The sequence below is a fragment of the Nonomuraea sp. NPDC005692 genome, from assembly GCF_040631115.1.
Lineage (GTDB): Bacteria > Actinomycetota > Actinomycetes > Streptosporangiales > Streptosporangiaceae > Nonomuraea.
The window spans coordinates 153,439-178,843 of record NZ_JBEXYU010000018.1; the positions used below are offsets into that span (position 1 = coordinate 153,439).

Annotated in this window: 26 protein-coding genes; 6 read left to right on the forward strand and 20 right to left on the reverse strand. The window is 71.6% G+C overall.

Going from position 1 to position 25,405, the window contains the following annotated elements; all coding sequences use genetic code 11:
• Window positions 1-18: 18 nt before the first annotated feature.
• Window positions 19-549: an EF-hand domain-containing protein gene (locus ABZ459_RS31435; RefSeq protein WP_357978004.1), complete on the reverse strand. Its 531-nt coding sequence runs from the start codon at window positions 547-549 to the stop codon at window positions 19-21.
• A 694-nt stretch (window positions 550-1,243) separates the two neighbouring features.
• On the opposite strand from ABZ459_RS31435, the gene rph reads away from it, so the two are divergent.
• On the forward strand, window positions 1,244-3,841 hold the full coding sequence (gene rph / locus ABZ459_RS31440) for a rifamycin-inactivating phosphotransferase (protein WP_357978139.1): 2,598 nt from the start codon (window positions 1,244-1,246) through the stop codon (window positions 3,839-3,841).
• 30 nt (window positions 3,842-3,871) lie between these two features.
• Here the strand turns inward: rph and ABZ459_RS31445 are convergent, their stop codons facing one another.
• From ABZ459_RS31445 to ABZ459_RS31460, 4 genes are all read right to left on the reverse strand, one after another.
• Window positions 3,872-4,084, reverse strand: a complete 213-nt coding sequence (locus ABZ459_RS31445; RefSeq protein WP_357978005.1) for a hypothetical protein — start codon at window positions 4,082-4,084, stop codon at window positions 3,872-3,874.
• 314 nt (window positions 4,085-4,398) lie between these two features.
• On the reverse strand, window positions 4,399-5,442 hold the full coding sequence (locus ABZ459_RS31450) for an alcohol dehydrogenase catalytic domain-containing protein (RefSeq protein WP_357978007.1): 1,044 nt from the start codon (window positions 5,440-5,442) through the stop codon (window positions 4,399-4,401).
• A gap of 527 nt (window positions 5,443-5,969) precedes the next feature.
• The gene (locus ABZ459_RS31455) at window positions 5,970-6,551 is read right to left on the reverse strand and encodes a DUF1707 domain-containing protein (RefSeq protein ID WP_357978009.1); all 582 of its coding nucleotides are present in this window, start codon (window positions 6,549-6,551) and stop codon (window positions 5,970-5,972) included.
• A 62-nt stretch (window positions 6,552-6,613) separates the two neighbouring features.
• Window positions 6,614-7,246, reverse strand: coding sequence for a TetR/AcrR family transcriptional regulator (locus tag ABZ459_RS31460; protein WP_357978012.1), 633 nt, complete (start codon window positions 7,244-7,246; stop codon window positions 6,614-6,616).
• Between the two features lie 153 nt (window positions 7,247-7,399).
• Between ABZ459_RS31460 and ABZ459_RS31465 the strand changes: the two genes are divergently transcribed.
• On the forward strand, window positions 7,400-8,359 hold the full coding sequence (locus ABZ459_RS31465) for a hypothetical protein (RefSeq protein WP_357978015.1): 960 nt from the start codon (window positions 7,400-7,402) through the stop codon (window positions 8,357-8,359).
• Here the strand turns inward: ABZ459_RS31465 and ABZ459_RS31470 are convergent.
• From ABZ459_RS31470 to ABZ459_RS31480, 3 genes are read right to left on the reverse strand one after another with little or no spacing between them, the layout of a single operon-like run.
• Window positions 8,356-9,561 carry an MFS transporter gene (locus tag ABZ459_RS31470; RefSeq protein WP_357978018.1) on the reverse strand — a complete coding sequence of 402 codons (1,206 nt, stop codon included), beginning with the start codon at window positions 9,559-9,561 and terminating at the stop codon, window positions 8,356-8,358. The genes ABZ459_RS31465 and ABZ459_RS31470 overlap by 4 nt on opposite strands.
• 54 nt (window positions 9,562-9,615) lie before the next feature.
• Complete coding sequence (locus ABZ459_RS31475) at window positions 9,616-10,209, reverse strand: helix-turn-helix domain-containing protein (protein ID WP_357978021.1); 594 nt, start codon at window positions 10,207-10,209, stop codon at window positions 9,616-9,618.
• Window positions 10,210-10,218: 9 nt separating this feature from the next.
• The gene (locus ABZ459_RS31480) at window positions 10,219-11,208 is read right to left on the reverse strand and encodes a DJ-1/PfpI family protein (RefSeq protein WP_357978024.1); all 990 of its coding nucleotides are present in this window, start codon (window positions 11,206-11,208) and stop codon (window positions 10,219-10,221) included.
• Window positions 11,209-11,312: 104 nt separating this feature from the next.
• On the opposite strand from ABZ459_RS31480, the gene ABZ459_RS31485 reads away from it, so the two are divergent.
• A complete protein-coding gene (locus tag ABZ459_RS31485) occupies window positions 11,313-12,248 on the forward strand; it encodes an NAD-dependent epimerase/dehydratase family protein (protein ID WP_357978027.1) in 936 nt (311 codons plus the stop codon).
• 20 nt (window positions 12,249-12,268) lie between these two features.
• On the opposite strand, the gene ABZ459_RS31490 is transcribed toward ABZ459_RS31485, so the two are convergent.
• The 4 genes from ABZ459_RS31490 to ABZ459_RS31505 form a co-directional block, all read right to left on the reverse strand.
• Window positions 12,269-12,517, reverse strand: a complete 249-nt coding sequence (locus ABZ459_RS31490; protein WP_357978030.1) for a heme-binding protein — start codon at window positions 12,515-12,517, stop codon at window positions 12,269-12,271.
• 41 nt (window positions 12,518-12,558) lie between these two features.
• Window positions 12,559-13,758: an MFS transporter gene (locus ABZ459_RS31495; protein WP_357978033.1), complete on the reverse strand. Its 1,200-nt coding sequence runs from the start codon at window positions 13,756-13,758 to the stop codon at window positions 12,559-12,561.
• A gap of 496 nt (window positions 13,759-14,254) precedes the next feature.
• Window positions 14,255-14,677 carry a spore-associated protein A gene (locus tag ABZ459_RS31500; protein ID WP_357978035.1) on the reverse strand — a complete coding sequence of 141 codons (423 nt, stop codon included), beginning with the start codon at window positions 14,675-14,677 and terminating at the stop codon, window positions 14,255-14,257.
• A 70-nt stretch (window positions 14,678-14,747) separates the two neighbouring features.
• The gene (locus ABZ459_RS31505; protein WP_357978038.1) at window positions 14,748-15,920 is read right to left on the reverse strand and encodes a serine hydrolase domain-containing protein; all 1,173 of its coding nucleotides are present in this window, start codon (window positions 15,918-15,920) and stop codon (window positions 14,748-14,750) included.
• A 226-nt stretch (window positions 15,921-16,146) separates the two neighbouring features.
• On the opposite strand from ABZ459_RS31505, the gene ABZ459_RS31510 reads away from it, so the two are divergent.
• Entirely contained in the window at window positions 16,147-16,854 is a 708-nt protein-coding gene (locus ABZ459_RS31510; protein ID WP_357978041.1) for a MarR family transcriptional regulator, read from the forward strand.
• Entirely contained in the window at window positions 16,855-17,436 is a 582-nt protein-coding gene (locus ABZ459_RS31515) for a TetR/AcrR family transcriptional regulator (protein WP_357978044.1), read from the forward strand. It begins immediately after the preceding gene.
• Window positions 17,437-17,447: 11 nt separating this feature from the next.
• On the opposite strand, the gene ABZ459_RS31520 is transcribed toward ABZ459_RS31515, so the two are convergent.
• The gene (locus tag ABZ459_RS31520; RefSeq protein ID WP_357978047.1) at window positions 17,448-18,338 is read right to left on the reverse strand and encodes an NAD(P)-binding domain-containing protein; all 891 of its coding nucleotides are present in this window, start codon (window positions 18,336-18,338) and stop codon (window positions 17,448-17,450) included.
• 154 nt (window positions 18,339-18,492) lie between these two features.
• Between ABZ459_RS31520 and ABZ459_RS31525 the strand changes: the two genes are divergently transcribed.
• Window positions 18,493-18,846 carry a helix-turn-helix domain-containing protein gene (locus tag ABZ459_RS31525; protein WP_357978050.1) on the forward strand — a complete coding sequence of 118 codons (354 nt, stop codon included), beginning with the start codon at window positions 18,493-18,495 and terminating at the stop codon, window positions 18,844-18,846.
• A gap of 96 nt (window positions 18,847-18,942) precedes the next feature.
• Here ABZ459_RS31525 and ABZ459_RS31530 read toward each other — a convergent pair whose 3' ends face one another.
• From ABZ459_RS31530 to ABZ459_RS31560, 7 genes are all read right to left on the reverse strand, one after another.
• On the reverse strand, window positions 18,943-19,911 hold the full coding sequence (locus ABZ459_RS31530; RefSeq protein ID WP_357978053.1) for a helix-turn-helix transcriptional regulator: 969 nt from the start codon (window positions 19,909-19,911) through the stop codon (window positions 18,943-18,945).
• Window positions 19,912-20,371: 460 nt separating this feature from the next.
• Window positions 20,372-20,572 (reverse strand): hypothetical protein, encoded by a 201-nt coding sequence (locus tag ABZ459_RS31535; protein WP_357978056.1) that lies wholly within the window; start codon window positions 20,570-20,572, stop codon window positions 20,372-20,374.
• Between the two features lie 77 nt (window positions 20,573-20,649).
• Window positions 20,650-21,123 (reverse strand): HTH domain-containing protein, encoded by a 474-nt coding sequence (locus ABZ459_RS31540; protein ID WP_357978058.1) that lies wholly within the window; start codon window positions 21,121-21,123, stop codon window positions 20,650-20,652.
• Window positions 21,120-21,938 (reverse strand): alpha/beta hydrolase, encoded by an 819-nt coding sequence (locus tag ABZ459_RS31545; RefSeq protein ID WP_357978061.1) that lies wholly within the window; start codon window positions 21,936-21,938, stop codon window positions 21,120-21,122. The genes ABZ459_RS31540 and ABZ459_RS31545 overlap by 4 nt, the downstream gene beginning before the upstream one ends.
• Before the next feature lie 19 nt (window positions 21,939-21,957).
• Complete coding sequence (locus ABZ459_RS31550) at window positions 21,958-22,734, reverse strand: methyltransferase domain-containing protein (protein ID WP_357978064.1); 777 nt, start codon at window positions 22,732-22,734, stop codon at window positions 21,958-21,960.
• A gap of 177 nt (window positions 22,735-22,911) precedes the next feature.
• Window positions 22,912-24,105 (reverse strand): cytochrome P450, encoded by a 1,194-nt coding sequence (locus ABZ459_RS31555; protein ID WP_357978067.1) that lies wholly within the window; start codon window positions 24,103-24,105, stop codon window positions 22,912-22,914.
• Window positions 24,106-24,366: 261 nt separating this feature from the next.
• Window positions 24,367-25,317 carry a LuxR C-terminal-related transcriptional regulator gene (locus ABZ459_RS31560; protein ID WP_357978070.1) on the reverse strand — a complete coding sequence of 317 codons (951 nt, stop codon included), beginning with the start codon at window positions 25,315-25,317 and terminating at the stop codon, window positions 24,367-24,369.
• Window positions 25,318-25,405: the final 88 nt, after the last annotated feature.

A 25,405-nucleotide genomic window follows, 5' to 3' on the forward strand; every position in this document is an offset into this window, starting at 1 on the left:
ACCGGCTCGTGGCGGCCGTCAGCTGGACTCTCCGAGCAGGAGGTCGCCCGCGATGTCCGCCTTCTCGGGGCTGTAGTACTCCTTGATGCCCTCGGCCCAGACCGGAACCTTGACCTGGTCGTCCTGGGAGGGGCCGAACGCGTCGAAGAGGGTGTTGACATTGCGCCGCTTGAAGCCGATGGCGGTCATGAGCGCCATGAAATCGGTGCGGTGGATGAGGCCGTCGCCGTCGGGGTCACCCAGCTCGGCCAGCGCCTCGGCGAAGTCGGTCAGCGCGTCGTCGAAGCGCTCGGGGGAAAGGACGCACGCGCTGTACTCCTCGAAGCTGATGCGGCCGTCTTTGTCCAAATCGAGTTCCTCGGCAAGAGTTGTCCAGTAACGACGGAAAGCGTCACTGATCGCGCTCTTGGCGGCTTCGGTGGAACGAGGGGAAGCCGCCAATACGCGGTTGGCCATGCGGTCGAAGTCTTCGGCCTCAAGGTAACCGGTGCCGTCGGCGTCGAACAGGGTGAAGATGAGCTTTACTCGGTCGATGGCCGCGTCTTGCATGCCTGTCACCTTTCTTCGGCGGGGTCCGGGTGCAGACTCTATAACGGAACCTGGCGCGCGGGTGACCAGGTCTTTGGCGGTGGGGGAAACGTAAAATCCCGCATTTGGAATAATTCGCCAGAAAGCCTCGCTGGGCGACAAAGGCGGAGAACTCATGCGATTTCCGCACGCGCGGCGCGCGGGGAGCGCCGGGAAGTTGGGGATATTTCGTGTTATATGGGGATTTGCGACTCGCGCTTCGGGGGCACCGTGTTTCCATATCCCGGGCGCTAGTTTTTCATGTCCCGGGGTGAGGGTGGGGGGAGGAGCGTCCCGGATGGGGGTACCCTTGGCGCCTTTCTGGTGATTGCGCGTGCCGGCGTGTCGTCCTCATCGCCGCGTCCCGAGGCGGCACCTGGGCCCGACATGTTTCGGGCGTGCAGACGGTGTGGAATGGTCGCTTGGGTCCGCCGGAATGCTCTCCTAGGCGGGACTCGAAGGCGTGCCACGGTATTCGCCGCTGCGACTGGTGGCCGCTACTAATAATCTACAAAGTAAGGGCCACGGCGGCGGTGGTCGGGCTCGATGCCGGGGGAACGTCCCCTCACTTTCACTTTATAGCGGATCCCCGCCCCTCATGAGACCTCGAAAAGTCGTTCATACTGCCCGTTGCGAACCAACCCCGACGAAGGATGGAGCGACGGAATTGGGTTACGTGCTGGAGTTCGGGCAGATCAACGCGGCGAATCTCGCGGACGTCGGCGGGAAGGGCGTCGCCCTGGGCGAGCTCTCGCGGATCGACGGCATCCGCGTGCCGGACGGCTTCTGCGTCACGACCGACGCCTTCCAGCGGGTCGTGTCCGCGGTGCCGTCGTTCGACGCCCAGCTCGACCTGCTGTCGAAGGTGGATCCGGACGACCGTGCGGCGCTCCGCGCGCTGAGCGCGGAGATCCGCGCCGCCATCGAGGGCGCGCCGGTGCCCGACGATCTGGTGGCGGCGATCGGGGAGTCGCTGGCCCGGCTCGGGGAGCAGGCCGCCTGCGCGGTGCGTTCGAGCGCGACGGCCGAGGACCTGCCGACGGCGTCCTTCGCCGGTCAGCAGGATTCGTACCTGAACGTCGTGGGGCCGGCGGAGGTGCTTCGGCACGTGCGGCGGTGCTGGGCCTCGCTGTTCACGGAGCGGGCGGTGGTCTATCGGCGTCGTAACGGGTTCGATCACCGTGGGGTGCGGATGGCGGTGGTCGTGCAGCGGATGGTGTTCCCGGACGCGGCGGGGGTGCTGTTCACGGCGGATCCGTTGACGTCGAACCGGAAGGCCGCCGTCGTGGAGGCGGTGTGGGGGCTGGGTGAGGCGCTGGTCTCGGGCGTGGTCGCGGCGGACGTCTACACGGTGCGTGACGACCGGGTCGTGGACGTGTCGGTCGGGGCCAAGGCGCGGGTGGTGCGGGCGTCGCCGACGGGCGGTACCGAGGAGGGACCGGTCGAGGCCGAGCGGTCGGTCCGGCGGGCTCTGACCGATGAGCAGGCGGTTCGTCTGGTGCGTTTGGGACGGCAGATCGAGGCGCGGTTCGGCCGGCCGCAGGACATCGAGTGGTGTCTGGCCGGTGAGGACTTCCACATCGTCCAGAGCCGGCCGATCACGACGCTGTTCCCGGTTCCGGTCGCCGACGACCAGGACAACCATGTCTATGTCTCCGTGGGCCATCAGCAGATGATGACCGACGCGATGAAGCCGCTGGGATTGTCCTTCTGGCAGCTGACGACGTCGCGGCCGATGGCGGAGGCGGGCGGGCGGCTGTTCGTGGACGTGGCCCCGGTCCTGGCGACGGCGGCGGGCCGGGCGAATCTCATCGGGACGTTGGGGAAGTCCGATCCGCTCATCCGGGACGCGTTGCAGACGGTGGTGGATCGTGGCGACTTCATCCGCGCGGTGCCGGAGGAGGAGTCGGGTGTCGCGCCTGCCGCTGCTCCGCCCGCGCCGATCGAGACCGACCCGGAGCTGGTCGCCGAGCTCGTCCGGGACGGCCGGGAGTCCGTGGCCGCGTTGCGGCGCAGGATCGAGGGGCTGTCCGGGCCGGAGCTGTTCGAGTTCATCCTGGCTGACATCGCGGAGCTGAGGCGTCTGCTGTTCGGCCCGCGCAGCTTCCAGGCGATCATGGCGGGGATGGAGGCCGCCTGGTGGCTGAACGATCACCTGGAGGAGTGGCTGGGGGAGAGGAACGCGGCCGATGTGCTGACGCAGTCCGTTCCGCACAACGTCACGTCGGAGATGGGGCTGGCGCTGCTGGACGTGGCCGACGTGATCCGTCCGCACGCGGAGGTGGTGGCGTTCCTGCAGCGGGTGGCGGCGGAGGAGCGGGATGGCGACGGTTTCCTGGAGGAGCTGGGTGAGCTGCCCGGCGGCCAGGAGGCGGGCGAGGCCGTCCGGGCCTTCCTGGATCAGTACGGCATGCGTTGTGCGGGGGAGATCGACATCACCCGGACGCGCTGGAGTGAGCGGCCCGCCATGCTCGTTCCGGTGATTCTCGGCAATGTCCGGAATTTCGAGGCGGGTGCCGGTGCGCGGCGTTACGAGCAGGGGCGTCAGGAGGCCCTGCGGAAGGAGCGGGAGGTGCTGGCGCGCCTGCGTGCCCTGCCCGACGGGGAGCGGAAGGCGGAGGAGACCGAGCGGATGATCGCCCGGGTGCGCACGTTCGCGGGATATCGGGAGTTTCCCAAGTACGGCATGGTCTGCCGCTATCTGGCCTACAAGCAGGCGTTGTGGCGGGAGGCCGACCGTCTCGTCCGGGCGGGTGTGTTGCGGGAGCGGGAGGACGTCTTCTTCCTGCGGTTCCAGGAGCTGCAGGAGGTCGTGCGCACGGGCGAGGCGGACGGCGAGCTCGTCCTGCGGCGGCGGGAGGACTTCCGGTGGCACGAGACGCTGCGCCCGCCGCGGGTGCTCACGTCGGACGGCGAGGTGCTCGCCGGCCGGTACCAGCGCGAGGACGTGCCGCCAGGGGCGCTGGCCGGGCTGGCGGTGTCGGGAGGGACCGTCGAGGGCCGTGCCCGGGTGGTGCTGGACATGGCGCGGGCCGATCTGGCGGCGGGTGACATCCTGGTCACGGCGTTCACGGACCCGAGCTGGACCCCGTTGTTCGTGGGCATCGCCGGCCTGGTGACGGAGGTGGGCGGTCTGATGACGCACGGGGCGGTGATCGCCCGGGAGTACGGGCTGCCGGCGGTGGTGGGCGTGGAGGGGGCCACCCGGCTGATCCGGGACGGGCAGCGGATCCGCGTGCACGGGACCGACGGGTACGTCGAGATCCTCGACTGAGCCGCGGCGGACCTGTCCCGTGTGCCGGGGTCAGAGCGCCGGTGCCGGCACGTTCAGCGGCTGCCGGCTGCCGTGGTCGGCGGGGGCCTGGAGGCGGGGCGGCTGTTCGGGGGCCGGGCAGTGGCCCTGGCAGTAGCCGTTGACGACGACGAGGCGTCCGCGGGCGGCCGTGTAGTCGCTGCGCTGCCGGCCGGGGAGGACTCCCTTGCAGGTGGGGCAGCAGATGGGCTGGTCGGCTGTCATCAGGGCCTTCCGACGTCGTGGATGTAGTGGGCGCGGGTGCTCCGGGCCGACGGCGGCTCCGGAGCACCGGGTCGGCGGGAGGTGCCGTGGTGGTCTGTGCTCAGGCCACCAGGGGGCTCTTCACCGTGCGCCTTCTGCAGTATGGCGACCGTGCGCGGGGGAGGGGCGGGCGGGGTGGGGCGGCGGGCTGAGGATCATCCCTCGCGGGGTTGTTTCCTTCCTCCCGCTTGGCAGCGGCTTCGCCCGCAGGTGGGGTTCCGCGGTCGATCACGGCTCTGCTGTTCCGGCCGGCGCCTCGGGTGAGCTTCGCAGGGTCAGAGCTTGATGAGGACTTTGAGGCTTTTGCGGTCGGCCATGTCCCGGTAGCCGGCCGGGACGCCGTCGAGGCCGGTGGTGGCGTCGAAGACCCTGCCGGGTTCGATGGCGCCGTTCAGGATGTCGGGCATCAGTTCCTCGATGTAGGCCCGGACCGGGGCCGGGCCGCCGGCCAGGCGCAGGTTGTGGCGGAACAGGCTGCCCATGCCGATCGGCGCGTCGTCGTACTGCGGGACGCCGACGCGGCTGATGACGCCGCCGGGCCGGACGACCCCGAGCGCCTGCTGATAGGCGGGCATGTTGCCGACGGCTTCCAGGACGACGTGGGTGCCGTCGCCGCCGGTGAGGTCGCGTACCTGCTCGACGCCCTCCTCGCCGCGGGCGGCCACGACGTCGGTGGCGCCGAAGTCGCGGCCGAGGTCGGTGCGGGCCTGGTGGCGTCCCATGAGGATGATCTGCTCGGCGCCCAGGCGCCTGGCCGACAGCACGGCCAGCAGGCCGACGGCGCCGTCGCCGATGACGGTGACGCGGGTGCGCCGGTCGACGCCGCCGGCCACGGCGGCGTGGTGGCCGGTGCCGAGCACGTCCGCGAGCGTCAGCAGGGACGGCATGAGGGCCGAGTCGGCCTCGACCGGCAGCTTGACCAGGGTGCCGTCGGCGAGCGGGACGCGTACCGCCTCGGCCTGGCCGCCCTCGTCCGGTTCGGCGTCCCAGAAGCCGGCCTGCGGGTCGGCGCAGGAGGTGTGCAGGCCCTCGCGGCAGAACCGGCAGGTGTTGTCGGAGATGGCGAACGGCGCCACGACCAGGTCGCCCCGCTTGAGGGTGGTCACCTGCGAGCCGATGTCCTCGATGACGCCGATGAACTCGTGCCCCATCCGGGCGGGGCCGTCCTCCGGTTTCATCGAGCCGTAGGGCCACAGGTCGCTGCCGCAGATGCAGGACGCGGTGACGCGGACCAGCGCGTCGGTGGGCAGCTTGACGGCCGGATCGGGCACCTGCTCGACGCGGACGTCGCCGGCGCCGTACATCAGGGTTGCGCGCATCGAAGGTTCTCCGATTTCGTTCTTGGGCGGTGGCGTTCGCGAGCGGGTCCGAGCGTCCCGGCTTCCTGGCTCCTCCCCTCCTGACCTGGGCATACACCAGGCCGCGGAGATCCGGTGCGGCGGTGGCGCCGAGCCCGGAGACCCCCGGCGGCACGTCCGAGGAGCGGCCCAAGCCCCTGGCCGGCCTGGCGGCCGGCCGTCTCCAGGAGACACCCTCCGCCGGTACGATCCGGCCGTGTGAGCGTGGGGCGAACTCTGCAGGAGCGGGTCACCGTGCTGCGCGGCGAGCTGCCGTGCCCGAAGGTCCGGGTGGGCCGGGTGGCGGCGTACGAGTTCGACATCGGGATCCGGGAGAGCGGCGACAGCTCACCGCGCGGCAGGTCGCGGAGGTCCTGGCCGCCGCGCAGGCGTTCGCCGACAAGTACCTCCAGGGTGAGGGGCACCACGGGCCGGAGTGGCCGGACTTTCCGCCGGCCGCGCTGTCGGCCGTGCGCGAGGTGGAGATCCCCCGTACATGGGGGACGGGTTCACCTGGTGGCGGGCTTCTTGGTCTTCGTTCCGACGCCGCCGAACAGGGCCAGGCCGCTGACGACGACCCGCGGCGCCCCCTGCCTCCTGTTGACGGCGCGCCGGTCGAACGCGCCGAACAGCCCGAAGCCCTTGACCTCCACCTCGACGTCGTCGGGGACGACGACCTCGGTGTACCCCCACAGGGCGAAGGCGCGCACCCGGATCTCCTGGCCGGCGAAGCGGGCGTCGCGCAGGTCGATCTCGCCGCCGCCGAAGACCGACAGGGAGGTGAACACGCGCGGGGCGATCCAGCGGCCCTTGCGGCTGAACCAGCCGAACACGCTGAAGGCGAAGCGCGAGTGGGGCTCGTCCCGGACCACCAGTGAGTCCGTCCTGGCGGGTTCGGGGAGGTCGCGGCCCGCGTGCGCGAGCTCGCCCTGGGTGCGGGCCGAGTAGATCTCGCCGAGCCGCTGGTCCAGCTCGGCCAGCTCGATCCGGCCCGCGGCGGCGGCGTCCTGGAGTCGCCGGGCCGCCCGCTCGCGCTCCTCGTCGGAGGGGCGTACCGGCCGGGCGGGGATGAGGTCGGGGTGCTCGGGCATGCGCGGTCCTGTCCGTGTGGTCGAAGTGACGGGACCATCCTATTCTCCAAGTGGAGAACAAGTCAGCCGGCCGGCTCCAGCCCTGACTCCTCCACCATGTGGGCGCCCATCATCCGCGCGAGCTGGACGCGGAACTCCGCCTCGCGGGCCGGGTCGTCGGGATCGTGACCCAGGCCCGCCAGCCACGACCGGCCGCCGATCGCGAACCCGTACGCGGCCGACAGGCCCACCAGGACCACCGCCTCGATGCGCGACCGGCTGGGCACCGGCCGTCCGGCGAGCGCGGCCCGGATCCCGGCCTCCATCGTGTCGATCAGCTCCACCAGCTCCGGCCGCGCGGCTCCCCGGTAGTCGGCGTGCATCTCGGTCCAGACGAACAGGCGCAGATAACGTTCGTCGGCCAGGGTGTCGAAGAGCACGCCCATCATTCCCGCCGCGGTGGGCACGCCGTCCTCGGCCTGGATGCGCTCGCGTACGCGGGCTTCGATCCGGTCGTTCTCGGCCCGCAGCACCTCCCGGACCAGGGCGGCGTAGGTGCCGAAATAGTGGGACACGAGCCCATGGGCGACCCCGGCGGCCTCGGCGATCTGCCGCAGGCTGACGTTGTCCGGGCCGCGTTCCCTGATCAGCTCGGCCGCGGCGGCCAGCAGCTCGGCACGTGATTCCGCAGGGCTGCGCCTGCGTCTGGGTGGCATGACCGGCAGTGTATTGTCCGCCGGTCCACGGGGGGCCGGTCCTCGTGCGCCGGTCCGCGCGTGCCGGTTGAGCTGCGTGGATGCCGGCGCGGCAGATCGCATCCGATATGTTCTTGTTTGTCAGGTCTTTGCGCTTTCTTGGGGGGATTGTCGGTGCGCGCGATACCGCTGATCGTGGCTCTCGTGCTGAGCCTGGCCGGTTGCGGCGCGATCCCGGGACTGCCCTATCGCCCCGCCGACCCGCCGACGCCGAGCCGGGCCGCCTCGCCCGTCACCTCGCCGTCCCTGTCTCCGGCTCAGTCTCCGCCGCCGGACGCCACGCCGTCCGCGAGCGCCACCCCCGCTCCCTCGGCGACCGCGGAGGCCCTGACCGTCCCCCGGGCCCGGACGGCCATGCGCACGTGGGTGGCCCAGTACAACGCGGCGCTCAAGAAGCGCAAGTGGTGGCGGTCGAACGCCCGGCTCGACGCGCTGTTCGTCGAAGGGGCCCTGTACGAGGGCGTCCTGGAACGCAGCCGGGAGGGCTTCGGATGGAAGCCGGGGCACAAACCGATCAACCCGACCGGCACCCCGACGATCTATGTGCCCAGGCCGGAGCGGCAGCCGCCGGCCGGGGACTGGTTCATCGCGAAGGCGACCTACCGGGACACCAAGGGCCACAGCCGCCCGCACCTGCTCGCGTTCCTGCGCTCTGCCGGGCAGTCCTTCCGGCTGGCCGTCGTGACCCCGATGCACTGGGGCCAGACGATGCCCAAGCCGCTGCTCGACGCCGACGGCTACATCACGGACATGGACGACGCGATGGCGGCCGCCGTGGCCGAGGAGTACCGCAACTTCTGGAACGGGGACAGGAAGAAGGAGGGCGACTCCGGCTACCGCCTGGCCAAGGACAGCTACAGCCGCAAGGCGTTCCCCGCGGTCAACAAGGGGATGTACGTCGGGTTCGCCGGCCGCGGCTCGGTGTTCGGCTTCCGTACGGCGAGTGGCGGCATGTTCTTCCTGTTCGCCCTGCTCAACGACGCCAAGAGCGTCAACAACGTGCTGAGCGAGGCGGTGCTGGTGCCCAAGGGCAGCAAGGCCGTCCAGGAGCTCGGCGGCAGCTGGTTCTCCTAGGGACGCTCCTGCCCCGCGGGCGAGGCCGGGCAGGGGGCGACGCGGCCCGGCGCCGACGCCCGTGCCGCGGTACGGCGGCCGAGCTCGGGCAGCAGGGACACCACGCCGAGCACGGCCAGCCCGGCGCCCAGCCAGAGGGGAGCACGCAGCCCGAAGCCGTCGATGACCAGCCCGCCGGCCGACGAGCCGATGATCACCCCGAGGGTGATGAAGGAGGCGTGGACGGTGTTGACCAGCGGCCCCGGGTTGCCGACGCGCTGGACGCGTACGGCCATCGCCGGGTTCATGGTCACGCCGACCAGCCCGACGCCCAGCATCGCGATCACCGCCGGGACGCTGAGGTGGGCGAACAGCGCGAACCCGGCCAGGAAGACCGTGTTGAGGATCAGCCCGGACAGCAGGACGCGGATGGTGTGCCGGTCGGCCAGGCGTCCGACGACGTGGTTGCCGACCACGGTGGCCGCGCCGTACGCGACGAGCAGGAGCGGGACGGCTCCGGAGGTGAACCCGGTGACCTGGGTGAGGATCGGGCTGAGGTAGCTGAAGGCGGCGAACGTCGCGCCGATGATGAGGGTGCTGGTCGACAGCGCCAGCCACAGCCGGCCGTTCCTGAAGACCGCCGTCTCCTGCCTGAAGCCGCCGTCGCCGCCGGCGCGTCCGAGGCCGGGAACGCCCGCTGTCGTGGCGAGCGCGGCGAGCACGGTCAGGGCGCCGACGGCCCAGAAGGCGGCGCGCCAGCCGAACTGCCCGCCGATCAGGGTGGACAGCGGCAGCCCGAGCAGGGTGCCGAGCATCAGGCCGTTCAGGACGACGGCGAGGGCGCGGCCGCGCACCTCCGGGCGGCTCAGCTGGACGGCCACCGAGATGGCGACGCCGAAGAACGCCTGGGAGGCGACGCCGGTGATGACGCGCGCGACCATCATGACCGCGTAGGAGGGCGCGACGGCGGCGAGCACGTTGCCTGCCAGGAAGACGGCGAACAGCAGCATGAGTGCGGGTTTGGGGCGGATCCGTACCAGGGCGACGGTCATCAGCGGGCCGCCCGCCGACATGGCCACCGCGAAGGCGGTGATCAGGTAGCCGATCTGGGAGATGGTCACGCCGAGCCCGCCCGCCATCTGGGGCATCAGGCCACCGACGGCGAACTCGCTGGTCACCATGGCGAAGATGCCGATGGCCAGGACATAGACGGCTCTGGGCATGGGAGCTCCTTTTTGCATCGATCGGTGTAGAACTCGGGAACGAAAAAACAGCGGTCAGGCCAGGGCGTCCATGGCCGTGGCGGCGATGGCCTCGATGGTGGCGTCGTCGGCGCCGCCCTGGGCGGCCACCCGGATCCCGGCGATCACGGCGTTGACGAACCGGGCGAGCTCGGCGGGGTCGCGGGTGGAGCCGATGTCGCCGTCGCGCTGCCCGCTCCTGATGACCGCGCTCAACCCGGCGGCCCGGCGCTCGGCGTCGCGGGCGAGCATCAGGGCGATCTCCGGGTCGCGGCCGGCGAGCTCCATCGTGGTGTTGACGGTCAGGCAGCCGAGGCCGTGGCCGTCGCGCCGGTTCTCCGCCTCGGTCCGCAGGATCCTGGCGAACAGCGCGCGGATGCGCTCGATCGCCGGCAGCTCGTGATCGTCGAGGATGCGCAGCTGGTCGGCGGTGGTGGCGTCCATGTAGCGGGTCAGTGCGCGCTTGAACAGCTCGCGCTTGTTGGTGAAGGCGTTGTACACGCTGCTGCGGTCGAGGCCGAGCACCTCGCACAGGTCTCTGGTGGAGGTGGACTCGTAGCCGTTCGCCCAGAACGTGCGCATCGCGGTGTCCAGGGCACGGTCCTCGTCGAACGATCTCGGCCTCGCCATGCGAGCACGCTACCGGTTTTGCATCGATTGGTGCAATACGCCGGGCGCGCCGGACGCGGCTCCGCGAGTGAAGGCCGCACGGTAGGCGGTGGGCGACAGGCCGGTGCGGTGGGAGATGTGCTGGCGCAGCGAGTCCGTGGTGACCAGGCCGCTGAGCTGGGCCACCTGGCCCATGGGCAGGTCCGTGCTCTCCAGCAGTTCCCTGGCCTGCTCCACCCGCTGGTGGAGCAGCCACTGCAGCGGGCTGTGGCCGGTCTCGGCGTGGAAGCGGCGGGTCAGCGTGCGCACGCTGGTGCGGGCGTGGGCGGCGAGGTCGGCGCGGGTGAGGGGCTCGTGCAGCCGCTCCAGCGCCCATGCCCGGGTGGCGGCGAGCGAGAGGCCGGTCTCGGGCGGCAGCGGGGAGGCGATGAACTGGGCCTGCCCGCCGGGACGCACCGGCGCGGCCACGACCAGCCGGGCCACGGCGTTGGCCGCGGCGGCGCCGTAGTCGCCGCGCACCATGTGCAGGCACAGGTCGATGCCGGCGGACAGGCCGGCGGAGGTCCAGATGTTGCCGTCCTCGACGTAGAGCACGTCAGGGCGCAGGTCGACGGTCGGGAAGCGGCGGCGGAACTCCTCCGACCTGGCCCAGTACGTGGTGGCGCGGCGGCCCTCCAGCAACCCCGCCCGCGCCAGGACGAAGGCGCCGGTGCAGATCGAGGCGACGCGCCGGCTGGCCTCCGCCGCCCGGCGCAGGGCCCGCAGGACCCGGGGGTCGACGTCGTCGCGGGCGCCCGTCCCGGTGACGATGACGGTGTCGGCATCCTCGACGATCTCCAGCCCGTGCGTGACGGTGACGTGGAGGCTGCCGCTGGTGACGACGGGACCGGGTTCGGCGGTGCAGATCCGGACGTCGTACCCGGGTCGGCCGTCCACGGTCATCTCGCCGAGCACCAGCTCCGGGATGGACAGGTCGAACGTCGTGGCCGGCGGGACGGCGATGACGGCCACACGGTACATGGCCCGAACCTCCGGATACTTGGCATTCGGGCCACTATCGTACTGATCGCCGGCGGTACAGGGTGGACAACCGGTGTCACTGTCCCCTGTGTCTGGAGAAGATCGTGTCTTTTCATGTCGTCGTCGGTGCCGGAGCCACCGGATCGGCCGCCGCGCGGCTGCTGGCCGAGTCCGGGCAGCAGGTCCGATTGGTCACCCGGAGCGGCAGTGGCCCGGTCCATCCCCGGATCGAACGCGTGTCCGCCGACGCCGGCGACGCCGCCCGGCTGGCGGAGCTGGCCGAAGGGGCGGCCGTCCTGTTCAACTGCGCGATGCCGCCCTACGATCGCTGGCCGGCCGAGTGGCCGCCGCTGGCCGCCGCGTTGCTGGCCGCCGCCGGGCGCAGCGGGGCCGACTACGTCATGCTCGGCAACACCTACGGGTACGGGCCGGTCGAGGGCCCCGTCGCCGACGGGGCGCCGATGGCGCCGACCAGCCGGAAGGGCCAGGTCCGGGCGCGGATGTGGCAGGACGCCCTCGCCGCTCACGAGGCGGGCCGGGTCCGGGTGACCGAGGTCAGGGCCGCCGACTTCCTCGGCGCCGGCGCGTACTCGCCGTTCACGCTCATGGTCGGGGCGCAGGTGCTGGCCGGCGCGCCCGTCTCCTATCCCGGTGACCTGGACGCGCCCCACAGCTGGTCCTACACCGGCGACACGGCCCGCACGCTCGTCGCCGCCGCGGGGCACGAGGCGTCCTGGGGACGGGCCTGGCACGTGCCCTCCACCAGCGAACTTCCGGTGCGCGGGCTCGCCCGGCGCCTGGCCGAAGCCGCTCAGGCGCCCGAGCCGCGGCTGGCGCGCATGTCCCTGGGCGAGCTGGAGGAGATCGGGCGCACCGACTCGATCATGGCCGAGTTCCCCGAGATGTTGTACCTGTACGACCGGCCCAACGTGCTCGACGCGTCCTCGACGGTCGAGATCCTCGGCGTCGCGGCGACCCCGATCGACGACGTCCTGACGGAGATGGCCGTCGCGGCAGGGAGCGTGCAGGGCGCGCGATGACCTCGCCCGCGAACCGCGGGTCAGCGGGGGAGTTCGTCCAGTGCGGCGGTCGGGGCGTTCAGCTGGAGGGCGGTGTAGGCCTTGCGGGTGCTGGTCTCGCCGGAGATCAGCACGGCGCGGTCGTCGCGGCGGAAGGCCAGCAGGTGACCGCCGGCGTCGAGGACGGTGACGCTGACCGCGACCCCGGCCGTCTCGGCGGCGGTGCGGGCGGCCGAGACCAGGGCCTCGGCGTCGGCGGTGGTCAGCGGGGTGAGGGTGGTGGCGTTCATGATGACTCTCCTACGGTGAGACGGATGCGAAGCCAGGACGGTCAGTCGTGGACGAGCGCGGGAACCGGGACGGCGGCGCCGGCCGGTTCACGCGCGGGCGCGCGGCGCTCCAGGGCGGCGGACCAGAAGGCGAGCGCGAGGGCCGCGGCGGCGAGGATGGCGCCGACCCAGTTGGGAGCGGTGTAGCCCAGGCCCGCGGCGATGACGAGGCCGCCCAGCCAGGCAGCGAGCGCGTTGCCGAGGTTGAACGCGCCGATGTTGACCGCGGAGGCCAGCGTCGGCGCGCCGTGCGCCTGGTCGAGGACGCGCTTCTGCAGCGGCGGCACGGTGGCGAAGCCCAGCGCCCCGACCAGGAAGATGCTCGCCGCGGCGGCGACCTTGTCGTGCGCGGTCAGGGTGAACAGCGCCAGCACGACCGCGAGGCCGCCGAGGGTGGTGTAGAGCAGGGGCATCAGGGCGCGGTCGGCGAAGCGACCGCCGAGCAGGTTGCCGAGGAACATGCCGGCGCCGAACAGCACGAGCAGCCAGGTGACCGCGTCGGCGGAGTAGCCGGCCACCTGCGTCATCATCGGCGCGACGTAGGTGATCGCGGCGAAGACGCCGCCGAAGCCGAGCACGGTCATCGCCATCGCCAGCAGCACCTGCGGGTTGCGGAACGCCGTCAGCTCCGGGCGCAGGCGGGTGCCTTCCGGCCGGGGCATGGCGGGCACGAGCACGGCGATGCCGAGCAGGCCGACCAGGCCCAGCACGGCGACGATCGCGAAGGTGGTGCGCCAGCCCACCGCCTGCCCGATGAAGGTGCCCAGCGGCACGCCCACGACGTTCGCGACGGTCAGGCCGGTGAACATGGTGGCGATGGCGCCGGCCTTCTTGTGCGGGGCGACCAGGTCGGCGGCGGCCACCGAGCCGATGCCGAAGAATGCGCCGTGGGCCATCGAGGCCACGATCCGGCCGCCGAGCATCACGCCGAAGCCGGGCGCCAGCGCGGACAGCAGGTTGCCGACCACGAACAGGCCCATCAGCACGAGCAGCATCGTCTTGCGGCTGATCCTGGTGCCGAGCACCGTCATCAGCGGTGCGCCGATGACCACGCCGATCGCGTAGCCGGTGACCAGCAGGCCGGCGGTGGGGATGGAGACACCGTAGTCGCCGGCGATCTCGGGCAGCAGGCCCATGATCACGAACTCGGTGGTGCCGATCCCGAAGGCCCCGATGGCCAGGGCGAGGAGTGCGAGAGGCATCGCGCGACCCTTCTTACTATTGCTACTGCTTCTTGCAAGCTTCGACAATAGTTGCACACGCGCTATAAAGGCAAACGCTGGCATTCGGCTTGGGTGTGTGATCTCGCGGTGGTCGCGGAGGGGGAGGGACGCGCCTGGGGGTGAGGGGCCGCTGGTCGGGGCGGCGATGCGGGCGGGCTGGAGCCGGCTTGAAGGGCCAGGTGTCGCGGCGCGGTGGCCCCGATGTCGGGGCGGGTGGGCCGCGGGTGGCGCGGGCTCGAGAGGTGTCGCCGTGGGTGCGCGGGGCGCTGCGAGGGGAGCTGAATGGCCTTGTGGGGCGGGGCCGTTGTGTCTTGCCGGGGGTTCCCGGCGCTTGCGTCGTGGTGGCAGCGGGGGTTCCGGGTCCTGGTGGCGGCGGCTGCGGGGGTTCCCGGTCCTGGTGTTGTGGCGGCACGGCCGTCCGGTGTCCGGGCTCCGGGCGGCCGTGCTCCGCGTGAACGGATCGGTTCCGTTCGGGTCAGCCGCAGTTGCCCCACGTGGAGCGTCCGCCGATGGCGCGGGCGCCGCTGGGCGCCTCGATGACTGCCGAGTACTTCACGCAGGCGCCCTTGGCGCCGGCGTAGACCGGGCCGCCGTAGTACTTGACGGTCTCGCTCACGCCGTAGCTGCTACCGCCCTGGACGGTGAGCGTGACGTTGGTCCAGGTGCTGGTGCCGACGTAGTTGCTCTTGACGACCGTCACGCAGTTCTTGCCGGTGCTGCTGTTGTAGGTCAGGTACACCGTCCCCCAGACCTTGGTGTAGTTGTGCATCTCACTCTGGTGAACGACCTTGTATCCGGAGCCGCAGTAGACGTCCGCGTTCGCGGCCGTCGGGATCGCCATGAGGGAGGTGGCGGCGACGAGGGTGAACGCGGCGGCCGTGAGGGTCTTCCTGAGCACAGGCATCCTTCAATCTGCTGGCATTTCGGTCATGATCTAACTCCCTTTTTTTACCATATGTTCGAATGTCTCAAGATCCATAAGCGGCGGAGGAGGAGCAGAACTCCGCGGCCAGGGCGTCGTTGAAGACGCTCAGGGGCGCCCAGTCGCCGTTGACCTGGGTGGTCAGGCGGTGCTTGCCGTCGCGGGTGCCCATGCTGTAGCTCCATGATCCGTACGTGGCGCCGGCGTTGCCCCACACGCTGGTGCCGCAGGGCAGCTTCTGTTCGAAAATGCCCAGGCCGTACCGGGTGCCGGGGATCCAGCCCGCTCCCTCGGTGGAGACGGTCGTGAGCATCTCGCGCAACTGCGCGCCCGGCAGGACGCGCCCGCCGAACAGGGCGGCGAAGAACCGGTTGAGGTCGGTGGTGGTGGAGATGAGGCCACCGGCGGCCCAGGCGAAGGACTGGTTCATCCGGGTGGCGTCGTGGACGGTGGGCTGGGGGTCGCGGGAGAACAGGATGGAGTAGTGCACGGGGTGCGGGCCCCGGATCCCGGGGTCGGCGCCGGGTAGGGAGGTGCCGTTCAGCCGCAGGGGGCGGATGACGGTCCGGTTGAGTTCCTGGTCGAACGTCCGGCCCGTCGCCTTCTCGACGATCATCGCGGCCAGGATGTAGTTGGTGTTGGAGTACTTGAAGCGCCCGCCCGGCTCGCCGGTGGGCGGGTGGGCCAGGGCGATCTTCACCAGCTGCTGGGGGGTGTAGGTGTCGAAGCGGTGCTTGAACCACTCCGCGCCGCCGCCCGTGTTGAAGAACTTCTCGTCGTCGGTGTAGGCGAAGATGCCGCTGGTCTGGTTGAGCAGCTGCCTGATGGTGATCTTGCCGGGTTCGTAGGCGCTGCCGTCGAACAGGCCGGGCAGGTGCCTGTCGAGGGTGTCGTCGAGGCTCAGCTTCCCTTCGGCCGCGAGCTTGAGCACCACGGTGGCGGTGAACGCCTTGGAGGCGCTGCCGATGCGGAACCGCTCGTTCTGCCGGCGCTCGCGCCCGGTCCCGGTGTCGGACACGCCCGCCGAGCCGAACCAGGAGCGGCGGCCGTCGCGGACGTCGGCGACCATGCCGGGCGCGAGCTTGGCGGCCACCGTCCGGTCGAGCACCTCCTGCACCGCGGGATGCCCGGGAGCGGGGGAGGCGGTGGCGGGCAGGGCCGTGGCGGCCAGGGTGGCGGCGGTGAGCAGCGCCGCTTTCGCGGACTGGGACGCGGTCATGTCGGTTCCTTCCGAGGGGTGGGCCGTCGCGATACTTGATGTTCGCGACAACGGAAAAGCTAACTTGCATTTGCAAAAGTGTCAATCGAAAACTGCCTGTTCATCAGGTATTTAGCGCTACTTGCAATGGGATGCCGATGAATGCAAGTCGCCGAAGTTGCAATGAGATGGAGGCGAATGCAAGACTGCACCCGTCCGTGTGCGTACGACCAGGAAGGTGCCGCCGATGCCCGGAGGCAGGCTGACCCAGCAGGACCGCCGGCAGATCGCCGAGGGGCTGGCCGAAGGGCTGACCCAGACCGAGATCGCCGCCCGCCTGAACCGGCCGCTGTCCACCGTCACGCGAGAGGTGGCCCGCAACGGCGGCCCCGACGGCTACCAGGCCGACCAGGCGCACCAGGCCACCCGCGACCGCGCCCGCAGGCGTCCGGCGGACCCTGGGTCACGTGACCGCAAGGCGGTCACCGGTCTGGAGGAGGAGTTCACCGCGGTCATGATCGACACCGGGTTGTCGCGGATGACCGCCCGCGTCCTGGCCAGCCTCTACCTCACCGACAGCGGCAGTGCCACCGCGGCCGAGCTCACCCGCAGGCTGCAGGTCAGCCCCGCCTCGGTCTCCAAGGCGATCGGCGAGCTCGAACGGCAGGAGCTGATCCGGCGCGAACGCGACCCGCGCCGGCGGCGCGACCGCTACGTCATCGACGCCGACGCCTGGTTCCGCGGCTGGACGGCCAGCGCCCGCCAGAACACGGTGCTGGCCGACGTCGCCCGCCACGGAGCGGCGACGCTCGGAGCCACCTCGCCCGCCGGGATGCGGCTGCAGGACATCGGCGACTTCTTCGACCACGTCGGCCAGGCCATGCTGCAGGCGGCCGAGGAGTGGCGGCAGGCGTACGCCGCCAAGCAGCTGAAGGGGGACGGCTCATTCAATTGATTGATTGCGCGAGACCAAGCCGTCGACTGGGAGCGAATCGTCCGGACGACCTCTCGACTGATGCAGCGGCAGGGGTACCAGGCGACGGGCCTCAAGCAGATCTCCCAGGAGGCCCAGGTCACGCTGGGGTCGGTCTACCACTTCTTCCCGGGGGGCAAGCGGGAACTGGCGGTCGAGGCGGTCCGCCATGGGGACAGAGAGTTCGCGGAATTCCTGCGCGCGGCGTTCGACCGGGAAGATGATCCGGCCGCGGCGATCGTCGCCTGCACCCGCGAGCTGGCCAAGGGGCTACGGGAGTCCGGCTGGCTGGACGGTTGCCCCGTCACCACCACGGCGCTGGAGAGCGCGGGCCGGGAGCCCGAGATCCAGCAGGCCGCGGAGGACGCCTACGAGAACTGGCGCACGCTGGTCCGCGACAAGCTCAGCCGCTCCGGCCTCGCCGACGACGTGGCGCACGACCTCGCCCACAGCGTGATCAACATGCTGGAAGGCGCGGAGCTGTCGGCGCAGGTGTCCCAGAGCGAGGCGCCGCTGGAGATCGCCGGCAGACATCTCGCACGGCTTGTCGACTCCTACCGATGAGTTGAGCCCGCTCACGGCTGTCGCGCCGGCTTTCTGAGCACCTCGGTGAGGGCGGAGATGCTCTGATCACCGTAACCCGCCTCGGCCGCCTGCCTCACCAGGGCATGCAGCGGGGCGAGCCAGGCCGTGTCGACGTTCGTCTCCTCGGCCAGGTCCTCGTCGTGGGCCGCTCCCGCGAGGAAGAGGTTCACGGAGGAGGCGGCGTCGGTGTAGTCGCCGCTGTCGATCTCCCTGGCGTAGATCGGCAGCAGGGACTTGATCATATCCAACCACTTGCCGGCGAAGCGCACGATCGTGTTCACTTCCAGCCCGCGCGCCTGGACCGCGGCGGCCCCCTGGAAGAAACCGGCGAGAGCCGGCAGCAGCATGGCGCCCACCGCCATCTCGTACAGGGCAGCCAGGTCGACCTCGTCGCCGAGGAGGACGGTGTCGCCGCCCAGCACCTTCAGGGTCGTCCGGAACTCCTCGAAGATCGCCTTGTCGCCGCTGTAGTACAGCAGGGTGTCCGGGGCTCCCACGGCCGAGGGCACGTTCTTGACCGCGCCGGCCAGGAACCGGGCGCCGTAGCCGGTGGCCCAGGCGGCCGTCTCGCGGGCGCCGGCCGGGGAGCCGCTGTTGAGGGTGACCAGGGCCCGTCCATGCAGCGACGCGCCGGCGGGCCGCAGTGCCAGCCGGGTGTCCTCGAAGGTGGTCAGGCAGGTGATGACCAGGGGACTTGCCGTCACCGCGTCCTCGATGGCCTCCGCATGCCTGGCTCCCATGGCGATGAGGGGCGCGGCCTTGGCGGCGGTCCTGTTCCAGACGGTGGTCGGGTGTCCGGCCTTGACGAAGGCCTCGGCCAGTGCCGTGCCCATCGAGCCCAGTCCGATGACGGTCACGGGGGTCATGTTCTCGGCAGTCATGTGCATGCTCCAGCCACAGAGATAGGGAGAAGGCGCGCTGTCCTGGAGACCGTTGTGGTCCGGTGCGGGCCTGGTTCATGCTGGCTGGAGCACTTGCGTTCTCACAAGTACCTACATTTTTGCCGGGTACTGACATAAGTGTGAGTATGGGCCGGTGAAGGAGACGAAGAAACGCACGTTCACCTGCGGTCTCGACGCTGCCATCGCCGTCATGGGAGGCAAGTGGAAGGGGCTGATCCTGTTCGCGCTCCACGACGGCCCCCTGCGCTTCGGGGAGTTGCGGCGCGCGGTGCCCGGCATCAGCGAGCGGGTGCTGATCCTGCAGTTGCGGGAGATGGCGACCGCCGGGCTGCTGCATCGTGAGGTCTATCACCAGGTCCCGCCGAAGGTGGAGTACTCGCTCACCGAGTTCGGCCATTCGCTGAACACCGCGATGGCGCCGCTCGGGGAGTGGGGCGAGGAGCACATCGAGCGCATCGAGGCCATTGTGTGGGACCAGGTGGGGTGAACCGGCGCGGATCGATCGGCGGGCCTCATCACCGCCCGGCCCTACACTCCCGCCCGCCGTCGATACCGCTGTCATCGGCCGGCTGACCTGGCTGTGCTAGTCGAGCCAGCCCAGCCGGGTCGCGCGGACACCTGCCTGAAAACGGCTGGTGGCGCCGAGCAGCGCGCTCACCTCACCCACCACCCGCGTGACCGTCCGGGTGGAGACGCCCAGAGTGCGGGCGATCGCCGAGTCCTTGGCGCCGACGGCCAGCAGGCGCAGGACGGCGCGCTGCTGCTCGGTGAGCGCCCCGGCGTCCGAGGAGCCCGGGACGTCCTTGGGCTCCGACGCCGTCATCCAGCAGTTGTCGTACAGCGATGCCAGGGACCTAACCACGCCGCCGCCGCGGATCACCAGCGCGCCGTCGTCCAGGTCGGCGGGGTCGGCCTGGACGACGGCGGTGTGCCGGTCGTAGATGAGCATCCGGGTCGGCACGACGGGCGCGGCCCGCACCTCGCGGCCCTGCCGCGTCCACCGATCCACGAACCCGCGCATCACCGGCTGGGAGAAGGAGCTCTGCGCGTGCAGGGCGCGCACCCGTACCCCTCTGGCGAGCGCGCGCTCGGATCTCTCCAGGCCCTCGGTCAGAGACGCGGGCGTCCAGTCGGTGACCGGATGCATGCTGAGGATCTCGTGCCCGGCCTGTTCGCTCAGTTCCGTGATGCGCCGGGCCAGCCGGGTCGCCATCTCGTCCCGTGCGAAGAACTCGACGTCCATGTCGCGCTCGGCGCGGGCGGGCAGGTTCAGGTAGCTCCGGGCAACCGCGGCGGCCCTGACGTGCTGCTCCACCAGGCGGTCCAGGAGGCGGTGGCTCTCCTCGAGGCTCAGCCTGAGCGTCGCCGCGGCGTCCACCGGAGCCTTGGCCTCCGGGTCGAGCAGGCGCAGCCGGGTGAGATGCTCCCGGGCGCGGGCGATCTGCGCTGTGGTGACGCCCATCGCCGCCGCCGCGTCGGTGAGCGACTCGGCACGCTCCAGCATGCGCGCGTAGATCGCCCTGCTGACCTGGTCGTCATCCTCGTACGGCACGCGGCCGCTCCCTTCTCTCCGTCTTCGACGAGGCCGGGGTCGCGGGCGGGCAGGCACTCGGCGCGGGGACGTGGCATGCCCCACTACTAACCCTGATGGTAGATGCCCTCTTCGCTGCCGGTGTCGCTCGCTCGACGGTGCGGAGTTCGCTGGGCGCCCGGTGGGCCGGAGTGCGCGTACCTGGGCACGGGCCCAGGAGCTGGATGGCGGTTACCGCTGCGCTCCAACGATGCTCCTTAGTAGTAAGGACTCCAGATTGTAGGGGTATGCGGCATATGTGGCTGAAGGTGCCGGTAATTGGATCCGCCGGCGTCGGCTGGTCGGCTGGGCTCGATGTCGGGCGGGCCGGGGCGCGCTGCGGGACCACCTGGCCGGCCGAAGGGCGAAGGCGGCGGCGCCGTCGCCGGTGTTCCGGCAGGAGGCGCGGCAAGGGGCGCGTCGATGGCCGCTGCCGGGACGGTCAGGACGTCTCTAGCCGGGCCTGGTTCGCCTTCGCGTTGGACTGCCGCATCAGCAGATCGGTCGCCAGTTCCACCTCCACCTCGACCCGCCGCAACGCCCGCAGCGCGTCGCCCAGGTCGGTGAGGTCTTCGCCCAGGGCCGCGGCGGCCTCCCGTACGGGGCGGAGAACGTCGGGGATGCTCTGGCGGTGCTCGTCCATGATGTGACGGTATGACACCGGCGGCCGGGTCGTCACCACTGACCCCGGGCCCCTTGATCGACTGCACGGGGCGGACGCTACCCGCCGGAGGAGGAGCGCGGGGTGTCGGGGCCGGGGCGTCGTTCCCGGTGTCTGGCCAGCATCTGGCCGCCGACGTCGACATAACCGGCGAACAACCCGATCACGTCCTGCAGTCGCTCCTGCGCGGGCCCGGGGTGCACCAGGGCCTCGCCCTCGCGCAGGGCGGCGATCAGGGTCCTGGCCCGCGCCTGGCTGGCCTCCAGCAGCGACTCGATCCCCCCGGTGGCCTCCACCAGGAGCCGCCGGCTGCCGGGCTGCGGGATCACCCTGGCCAGCCCCCAGGAGTCGAGCTGCCGTACCGCGGTGCTCACCGCCCCCTTGCTCAGCTCCAGTTCGGCGGCGATGGTGTCGAGCGAGATCGGCTCCTCGGTGAGGAGCAGCAGCCCGTAGACGCGACCGGTCGCGTGCGGCAGGTTCCACGAGGCCAGCAGGTCGCCCACCGAGGTGACGAACGTGTGCCGCGCGCTCATCGCCGTGCCTGCCCCGGCGCCGGGAGCGTGCACAGGAACGCGTCGATCGCCTCGTTGACCGCCTGCGGATCGTCCTGGTTGGCGATGTGACCCGCCCCCGGGACGACGACCTCCTCGACGCCTTCTGTGCGGGCCCAGGCGGGCATGGCCGAGGCGATGTTGCCGGTGGTGTCCCGCTCGCCGCGGATCAGGCACAGGGGCACCGGCGTGCGGTAGCCGGGGTCGGGGGAGAGGAAGTCGACGGTGGCCCGCCACACCTGCACGAACTCCTTCTTCGGCAGCCGGCCGAAGGCCCGCCGGGCGTCGTCCCTGGCAGCCGGGGTGGTCGCGGAGGCGTCGGCCATCAGCCGCGGAAGCCTGCCGGCGGGGATCATCGACAGCATCGGCGCGGCCGCTCGCAGCAGCAGGCGGTCCCGCCAGGACAACGGCGCCGTGTTCGGCGTGGCGTCGATGACGACCAGGGCGCGGGCGAGGCCGGGATGCCGCCGTACGACGGCCTGGCTGAGGTTGCCGCCGAGGGACTGCCCCACGAGCACCGGCCGGTCCAGCGCCAGGTGCTCGACCAGCGCGCACAGGTCGGCGATCGCCTGCTCGGCGGTGAAGCGCACGCCGGCCGGGCGGGAGAGGCCGTGGCCGCGCAGGTCCCAGGTGACGACGCGGTACCCCCGGGCCCGCAGGTGCCGGGCCTGGGCGTCGAACATCACGTGATCGGCCCCGGCGCCGTGCGAGAACACCACCGGCACGCCGCCGCCCCCGCTGTCGGCGTAACGCAGGTCGCAACCCCGCAGGGAAAGGACGGACGGTAGATTCACCATATTCTGAATATAGCGAACCTCAGGCGGGACGGGCGACGTACAGGATCCGGTCGTGGGCCTCCTCATCGGCCGGGTCGCGCACCGAGGTGCCCACCACCCCGTGGGCGGCCACCACGCGCAGCCCGGCCAGCTCGGCGGCCCGGCGCACCGTACGGTCGGAGTGGTGACGCTGCACGTGCCGCATCGACAGCCGCTCCCAGCCCGCGCCGGCCCGTTCGAACAGGTCGAACTGGGTGATCACCACCTCGTCGGCCTCGATCCGCGGCGAGTGTGCGAACCAGGCCACGTACCGGTCACCGCGGTCGGCGACCACCGGGACGCCGAACGTGCGCCGGTAGTAGCCGATGGTGTTCAGGTCGAAGACCACCAGCCCGCCCGCGGCCAGCCGGTCGCGCGCCGCCGCCAGCGCCTGCCGCAGCTGGCCGGCGCTCGTCAGGTACGTCAGGGGCACGTCCACGCAGGCGACCACGTCGAAGCCGGACAGCTCCGGCGGCGGCCGCAGGAGTGAGCCGACCAGGAACGGGATGTCGGCGGCGCCCGGTCGCCGCCGCGCGGTCGCCACCATCGCCGGGGACAGGTCGTAGCCGGTCACGTCGAAGCCGAGTTTCTTGAAGGCCGCGCTGCTGCGGCCGGTGCCGCAACCGGCGTCCAGCAGCCGCCGCCCCCCGTCGCCGTGCCGCTCCACCGCCTCGGCGAAGCGGTCCACCAGCGCCTCGGTGTCCATCTGCGCGTTCAGCTCGTCGTAGCGGGCGGCGACGCCTTCGTAGGCCGCCAGGGTCTCCTCGACATGCGACATGCGTGCCTCCTGAACGGCCGGCGGGCTCTGGTGACCGCGCCGGACCCTCGGCCCGGCGCGGCCGCTCGAACTCGATTACCAGATGTACCAGGCCTGCCGGTTGACCCGGCGGCCGGTGACGCGGCGCAGCAGCTTCCTCATAAGGGATCACCTCCTTCCTCGACGAACCGCTGGTGGTCAGGTCTGGCGCGCCGTACGGCGCAGCTGGAAGGGCGGCGGCGTGATGATGCCCTCGACGTGGGGCCGCCCGGTGCCGCCGCGCACCTCCAGGCGGGCGGCGTCGGTCAGGGCGGCGAGCAGGTCGCCGGCCAGCGCCTGGGCGACGCCCGCTCCCGCGCAGGTGAACGGGCCGCCACCGAAGGGCAGGTAGGGGCCGCGCGGCTCGGGGCCGTCCCAGCGATCGGGCCGGAACGTGGTGGCCCGCGGCCAGTGCCGCTCGTCGCGGTGGAGCAGGTAGGGGCAGACGGACACACTGTCGCCCGGCTCCAGCGGCACGCCGCCGACCTGGTGGGCCTGGCGTACCGGGCGGCCGAGCAGCCAGGCCACCGGCCACAGCCGCAGCGACTCGCGTACGGCCGACTCGGGCGGCACGGCGGCCAGGTCGACGCCGTCGGCCGCCGCCGACAGCAGCGCCCAGGCCACCGCATGGCCCACCGGCGCGACCGAGGTGCGGAAGAGCAGCAGGTACACCTGCGCCACGTGCTCGGCGGGCGTCTCGGGCGGGGTCGCGCCCAGCACGGCGTCCAGCAGGTCGCCGGGCCGCGCCTCGTCCGCCGGCGCGTCCCGCCGGGCGCGCGCCTCGGCGGCGATCGTCCGTACCACGCGGGTCCACAGCGCGCTCCGCGACAACCGGGCGAGCCGGCCGGCGGGACGGATCAGCACCTCGCGCCGCACGACGTACGCCATCAGCTCCCGCAGTGCGGGCGGGCTGTCGGGCCGCAGCAGGGCGTCGGCCAGGAACCGGTGCACGGCGGCCCGCCCGGCCGACGGCCACTCGCTGACCTCGCCCAGCTCCGCCACGACGGCGGGCAGCCGCTCGCGACGGGCGGCCACGTGGGCGCGCAGCGTCGTACGGGCCGCCCGGCCGATCGCCACCTGCGTCGCCCGCGGCCCGAGCAGCCCGCCGCCGACGTGGAAGAAACCGGACACGTCGTCGTAGGCGCCCGCTTCGTCGTGCAGGATCCGCAACGCCTGCTCGGGGTCGGCCACGCACAGCGACCCGTCGTCGGGCAGGCGGAACACCGGCCCGCGCTCGCGCGCCGCCCGCTCCACGAACCCCAGTGGATCACGACGGTAGTGCCGCGCCGCGCCGCGCGGCCACGGCCGCCCCTGCTCGGGCACGACCCGATCCGGTTTTCCGACCGTCGTCATCCCACCTGCCCCATGCCATCCGTGAATCGGGTGTACACGCAGGCGGCGCAGGTGCGCCCCCCAGGAGAACGGTGTCGCACGGCCGCACCGGCCGGGCGCCACGAAAACCAGGAACAGCGGCAGTGTATAGGCCGTGCTCCGGCACGCCGGTGGCCAAGTGATCAATGGGATCAGCGTGATCACATTGACCAATGTCACCCGCGTGCCGGCCCCGGGCGCTCAGGCGCGCACGCTGCCGACGGCGTCGGCGGCCTTCCCGGCTCAGATCCAGCCGAGCTTGGCGGCGCGGACGCCTGCCTGGAAGCGGCTGTCGGCGCCGAGATGGGCGGTCAGCTCGGCCACGACCCTGGTCACCGTGCGGTTCGAGACGCCCAGGGCGCGGGCGATGGCGTCGTCCTTGGCTCCCGTGGCCAGCAGGCGCAGCACCGCGCGCTGCTGCTCGTTGAGCTCTTCGCCGTCGGCCGCCCTGGGGACGTCGCCGGGTTCGGAGGCGGTCATCCAGCAGTAGTCGAACAGGGCGGCGTAGGAGGCGACCAGTCCGCGGCCCTCGATGAGCATCGCACCCGCCATGAGGTCGCCGGGCATCACCTCGACCACGGCCAGCTCGCGGTCCAGCATGATCAGCCGTACCGGGACGAACGGCATGGTGCGCACCTCGACCCCGCCCTCCAGCATGCCCTGGACGTGCTCGCGCATCGCCGGCTGGGCCAGCTGGCTCTGGGCGTGCATGATGCGCACCCGCACGCCGCGGGCCACCGCGCGCACGTCCTCGGCGCGGGAGTCCCGCAGCCGTTCCGGCTCCCAGGCGTGCGGCATGTGCATGCCCATGACCTCCTCGCGGGCCCGGTCCGTCGCCGCCCGCAGCTTCACGCGCAGGGCCTCCACGTTGGCGCGGGGGAAGAACTCGACGTGGGCGTCCTGGGGGTCGCCGTCCAGCCGCAGGTAGTGCTCGGTGAGCTCCCTGGAGGCCGCCCGCTGCTCGGCGAGCATCCCGAGCAGCTCCTCGCCGCCGAGCAGCATGCGGCTCAGCGCCGCCATCGCGTCGACGGCGATCTCGGCGCCGGGGTTGAGCAGGCCGAGCCTGGTCAGCCGGTCGCGTGCCCGCTCGACCTCGGCGCCGCGCAGCCCCAGCCCGGCGGCGGCCGCGCCGAACGACTCCCGGTGCCGGCGCATGCGTGTGTACACCCGCCTGGCGGTGGCCTCGTCGCTCACGTACCTCTCCTGTCCGCTTCCCGCCATGGCGGGAAGGGGAAGTCGTCATCCCTGTCATCGCCGCTCGTCATGCGGCAAGCTCAGAAAA

What these genes read in the sequence shown, in the direction of transcription:
- ABZ459_RS31435 (WP_357978004.1), bottom strand. Translation starts at nt 549, where the DNA reads ATGCAAGACGCGGCCATCGACCGAGTAAAGCTCATCTTCACCCTGTTC.
- ABZ459_RS31445 (WP_357978005.1), bottom strand. Translation starts at nt 4,084, where the DNA reads ATGACAGCCGACCAGCCCATCTGCTGCCCCACCTGCAAGGGAGTCCTC.
- ABZ459_RS31450 (WP_357978007.1), bottom strand. Translation starts at nt 5,442, where the DNA reads ATGCGCGCAACCCTGATGTACGGCGCCGGCGACGTCCGCGTCGAGCAG.
- ABZ459_RS31455 (WP_357978009.1), bottom strand. Translation starts at nt 6,551, where the DNA reads ATGCCCGAGCACCCCGACCTCATCCCCGCCCGGCCGGTACGCCCCTCC.
- ABZ459_RS31460 (WP_357978012.1), bottom strand. Translation starts at nt 7,246, where the DNA reads ATGCCACCCAGACGCAGGCGCAGCCCTGCGGAATCACGTGCCGAGCTG.
- ABZ459_RS31470 (WP_357978018.1), bottom strand. Translation starts at nt 9,561, where the DNA reads ATGCCCAGAGCCGTCTATGTCCTGGCCATCGGCATCTTCGCCATGGTG.
- ABZ459_RS31475 (WP_357978021.1), bottom strand. Translation starts at nt 10,209, where the DNA reads ATGGCGAGGCCGAGATCGTTCGACGAGGACCGTGCCCTGGACACCGCG.
- ABZ459_RS31480 (WP_357978024.1), bottom strand. Translation starts at nt 11,208, where the DNA reads ATGTACCGTGTGGCCGTCATCGCCGTCCCGCCGGCCACGACGTTCGAC.
- ABZ459_RS31490 (WP_357978030.1), bottom strand. Translation starts at nt 12,517, where the DNA reads ATGAACGCCACCACCCTCACCCCGCTGACCACCGCCGACGCCGAGGCC.
- ABZ459_RS31495 (WP_357978033.1), bottom strand. Translation starts at nt 13,758, where the DNA reads ATGCCTCTCGCACTCCTCGCCCTGGCCATCGGGGCCTTCGGGATCGGC.
- ABZ459_RS31505 (WP_357978038.1), bottom strand. Translation starts at nt 15,920, where the DNA reads ATGACCGCGTCCCAGTCCGCGAAAGCGGCGCTGCTCACCGCCGCCACC.
- ABZ459_RS31510 (WP_357978041.1), top strand. Translation starts at nt 16,147, where the DNA reads ATGCCCGGAGGCAGGCTGACCCAGCAGGACCGCCGGCAGATCGCCGAG.
- ABZ459_RS31520 (WP_357978047.1), bottom strand. Translation starts at nt 18,338, where the DNA reads ATGACTGCCGAGAACATGACCCCCGTGACCGTCATCGGACTGGGCTCG.
- ABZ459_RS31535 (WP_357978056.1), bottom strand. Translation starts at nt 20,572, where the DNA reads ATGGACGAGCACCGCCAGAGCATCCCCGACGTTCTCCGCCCCGTACGG.
- ABZ459_RS31540 (WP_357978058.1), bottom strand. Translation starts at nt 21,123, where the DNA reads ATGAGCGCGCGGCACACGTTCGTCACCTCGGTGGGCGACCTGCTGGCC.
- ABZ459_RS31545 (WP_357978061.1), bottom strand. Translation starts at nt 21,938, where the DNA reads ATGGTGAATCTACCGTCCGTCCTTTCCCTGCGGGGTTGCGACCTGCGT.
- ABZ459_RS31550 (WP_357978064.1), bottom strand. Translation starts at nt 22,734, where the DNA reads ATGTCGCATGTCGAGGAGACCCTGGCGGCCTACGAAGGCGTCGCCGCC.
- ABZ459_RS31555 (WP_357978067.1), bottom strand. Translation starts at nt 24,105, where the DNA reads ATGACGACGGTCGGAAAACCGGATCGGGTCGTGCCCGAGCAGGGGCGG.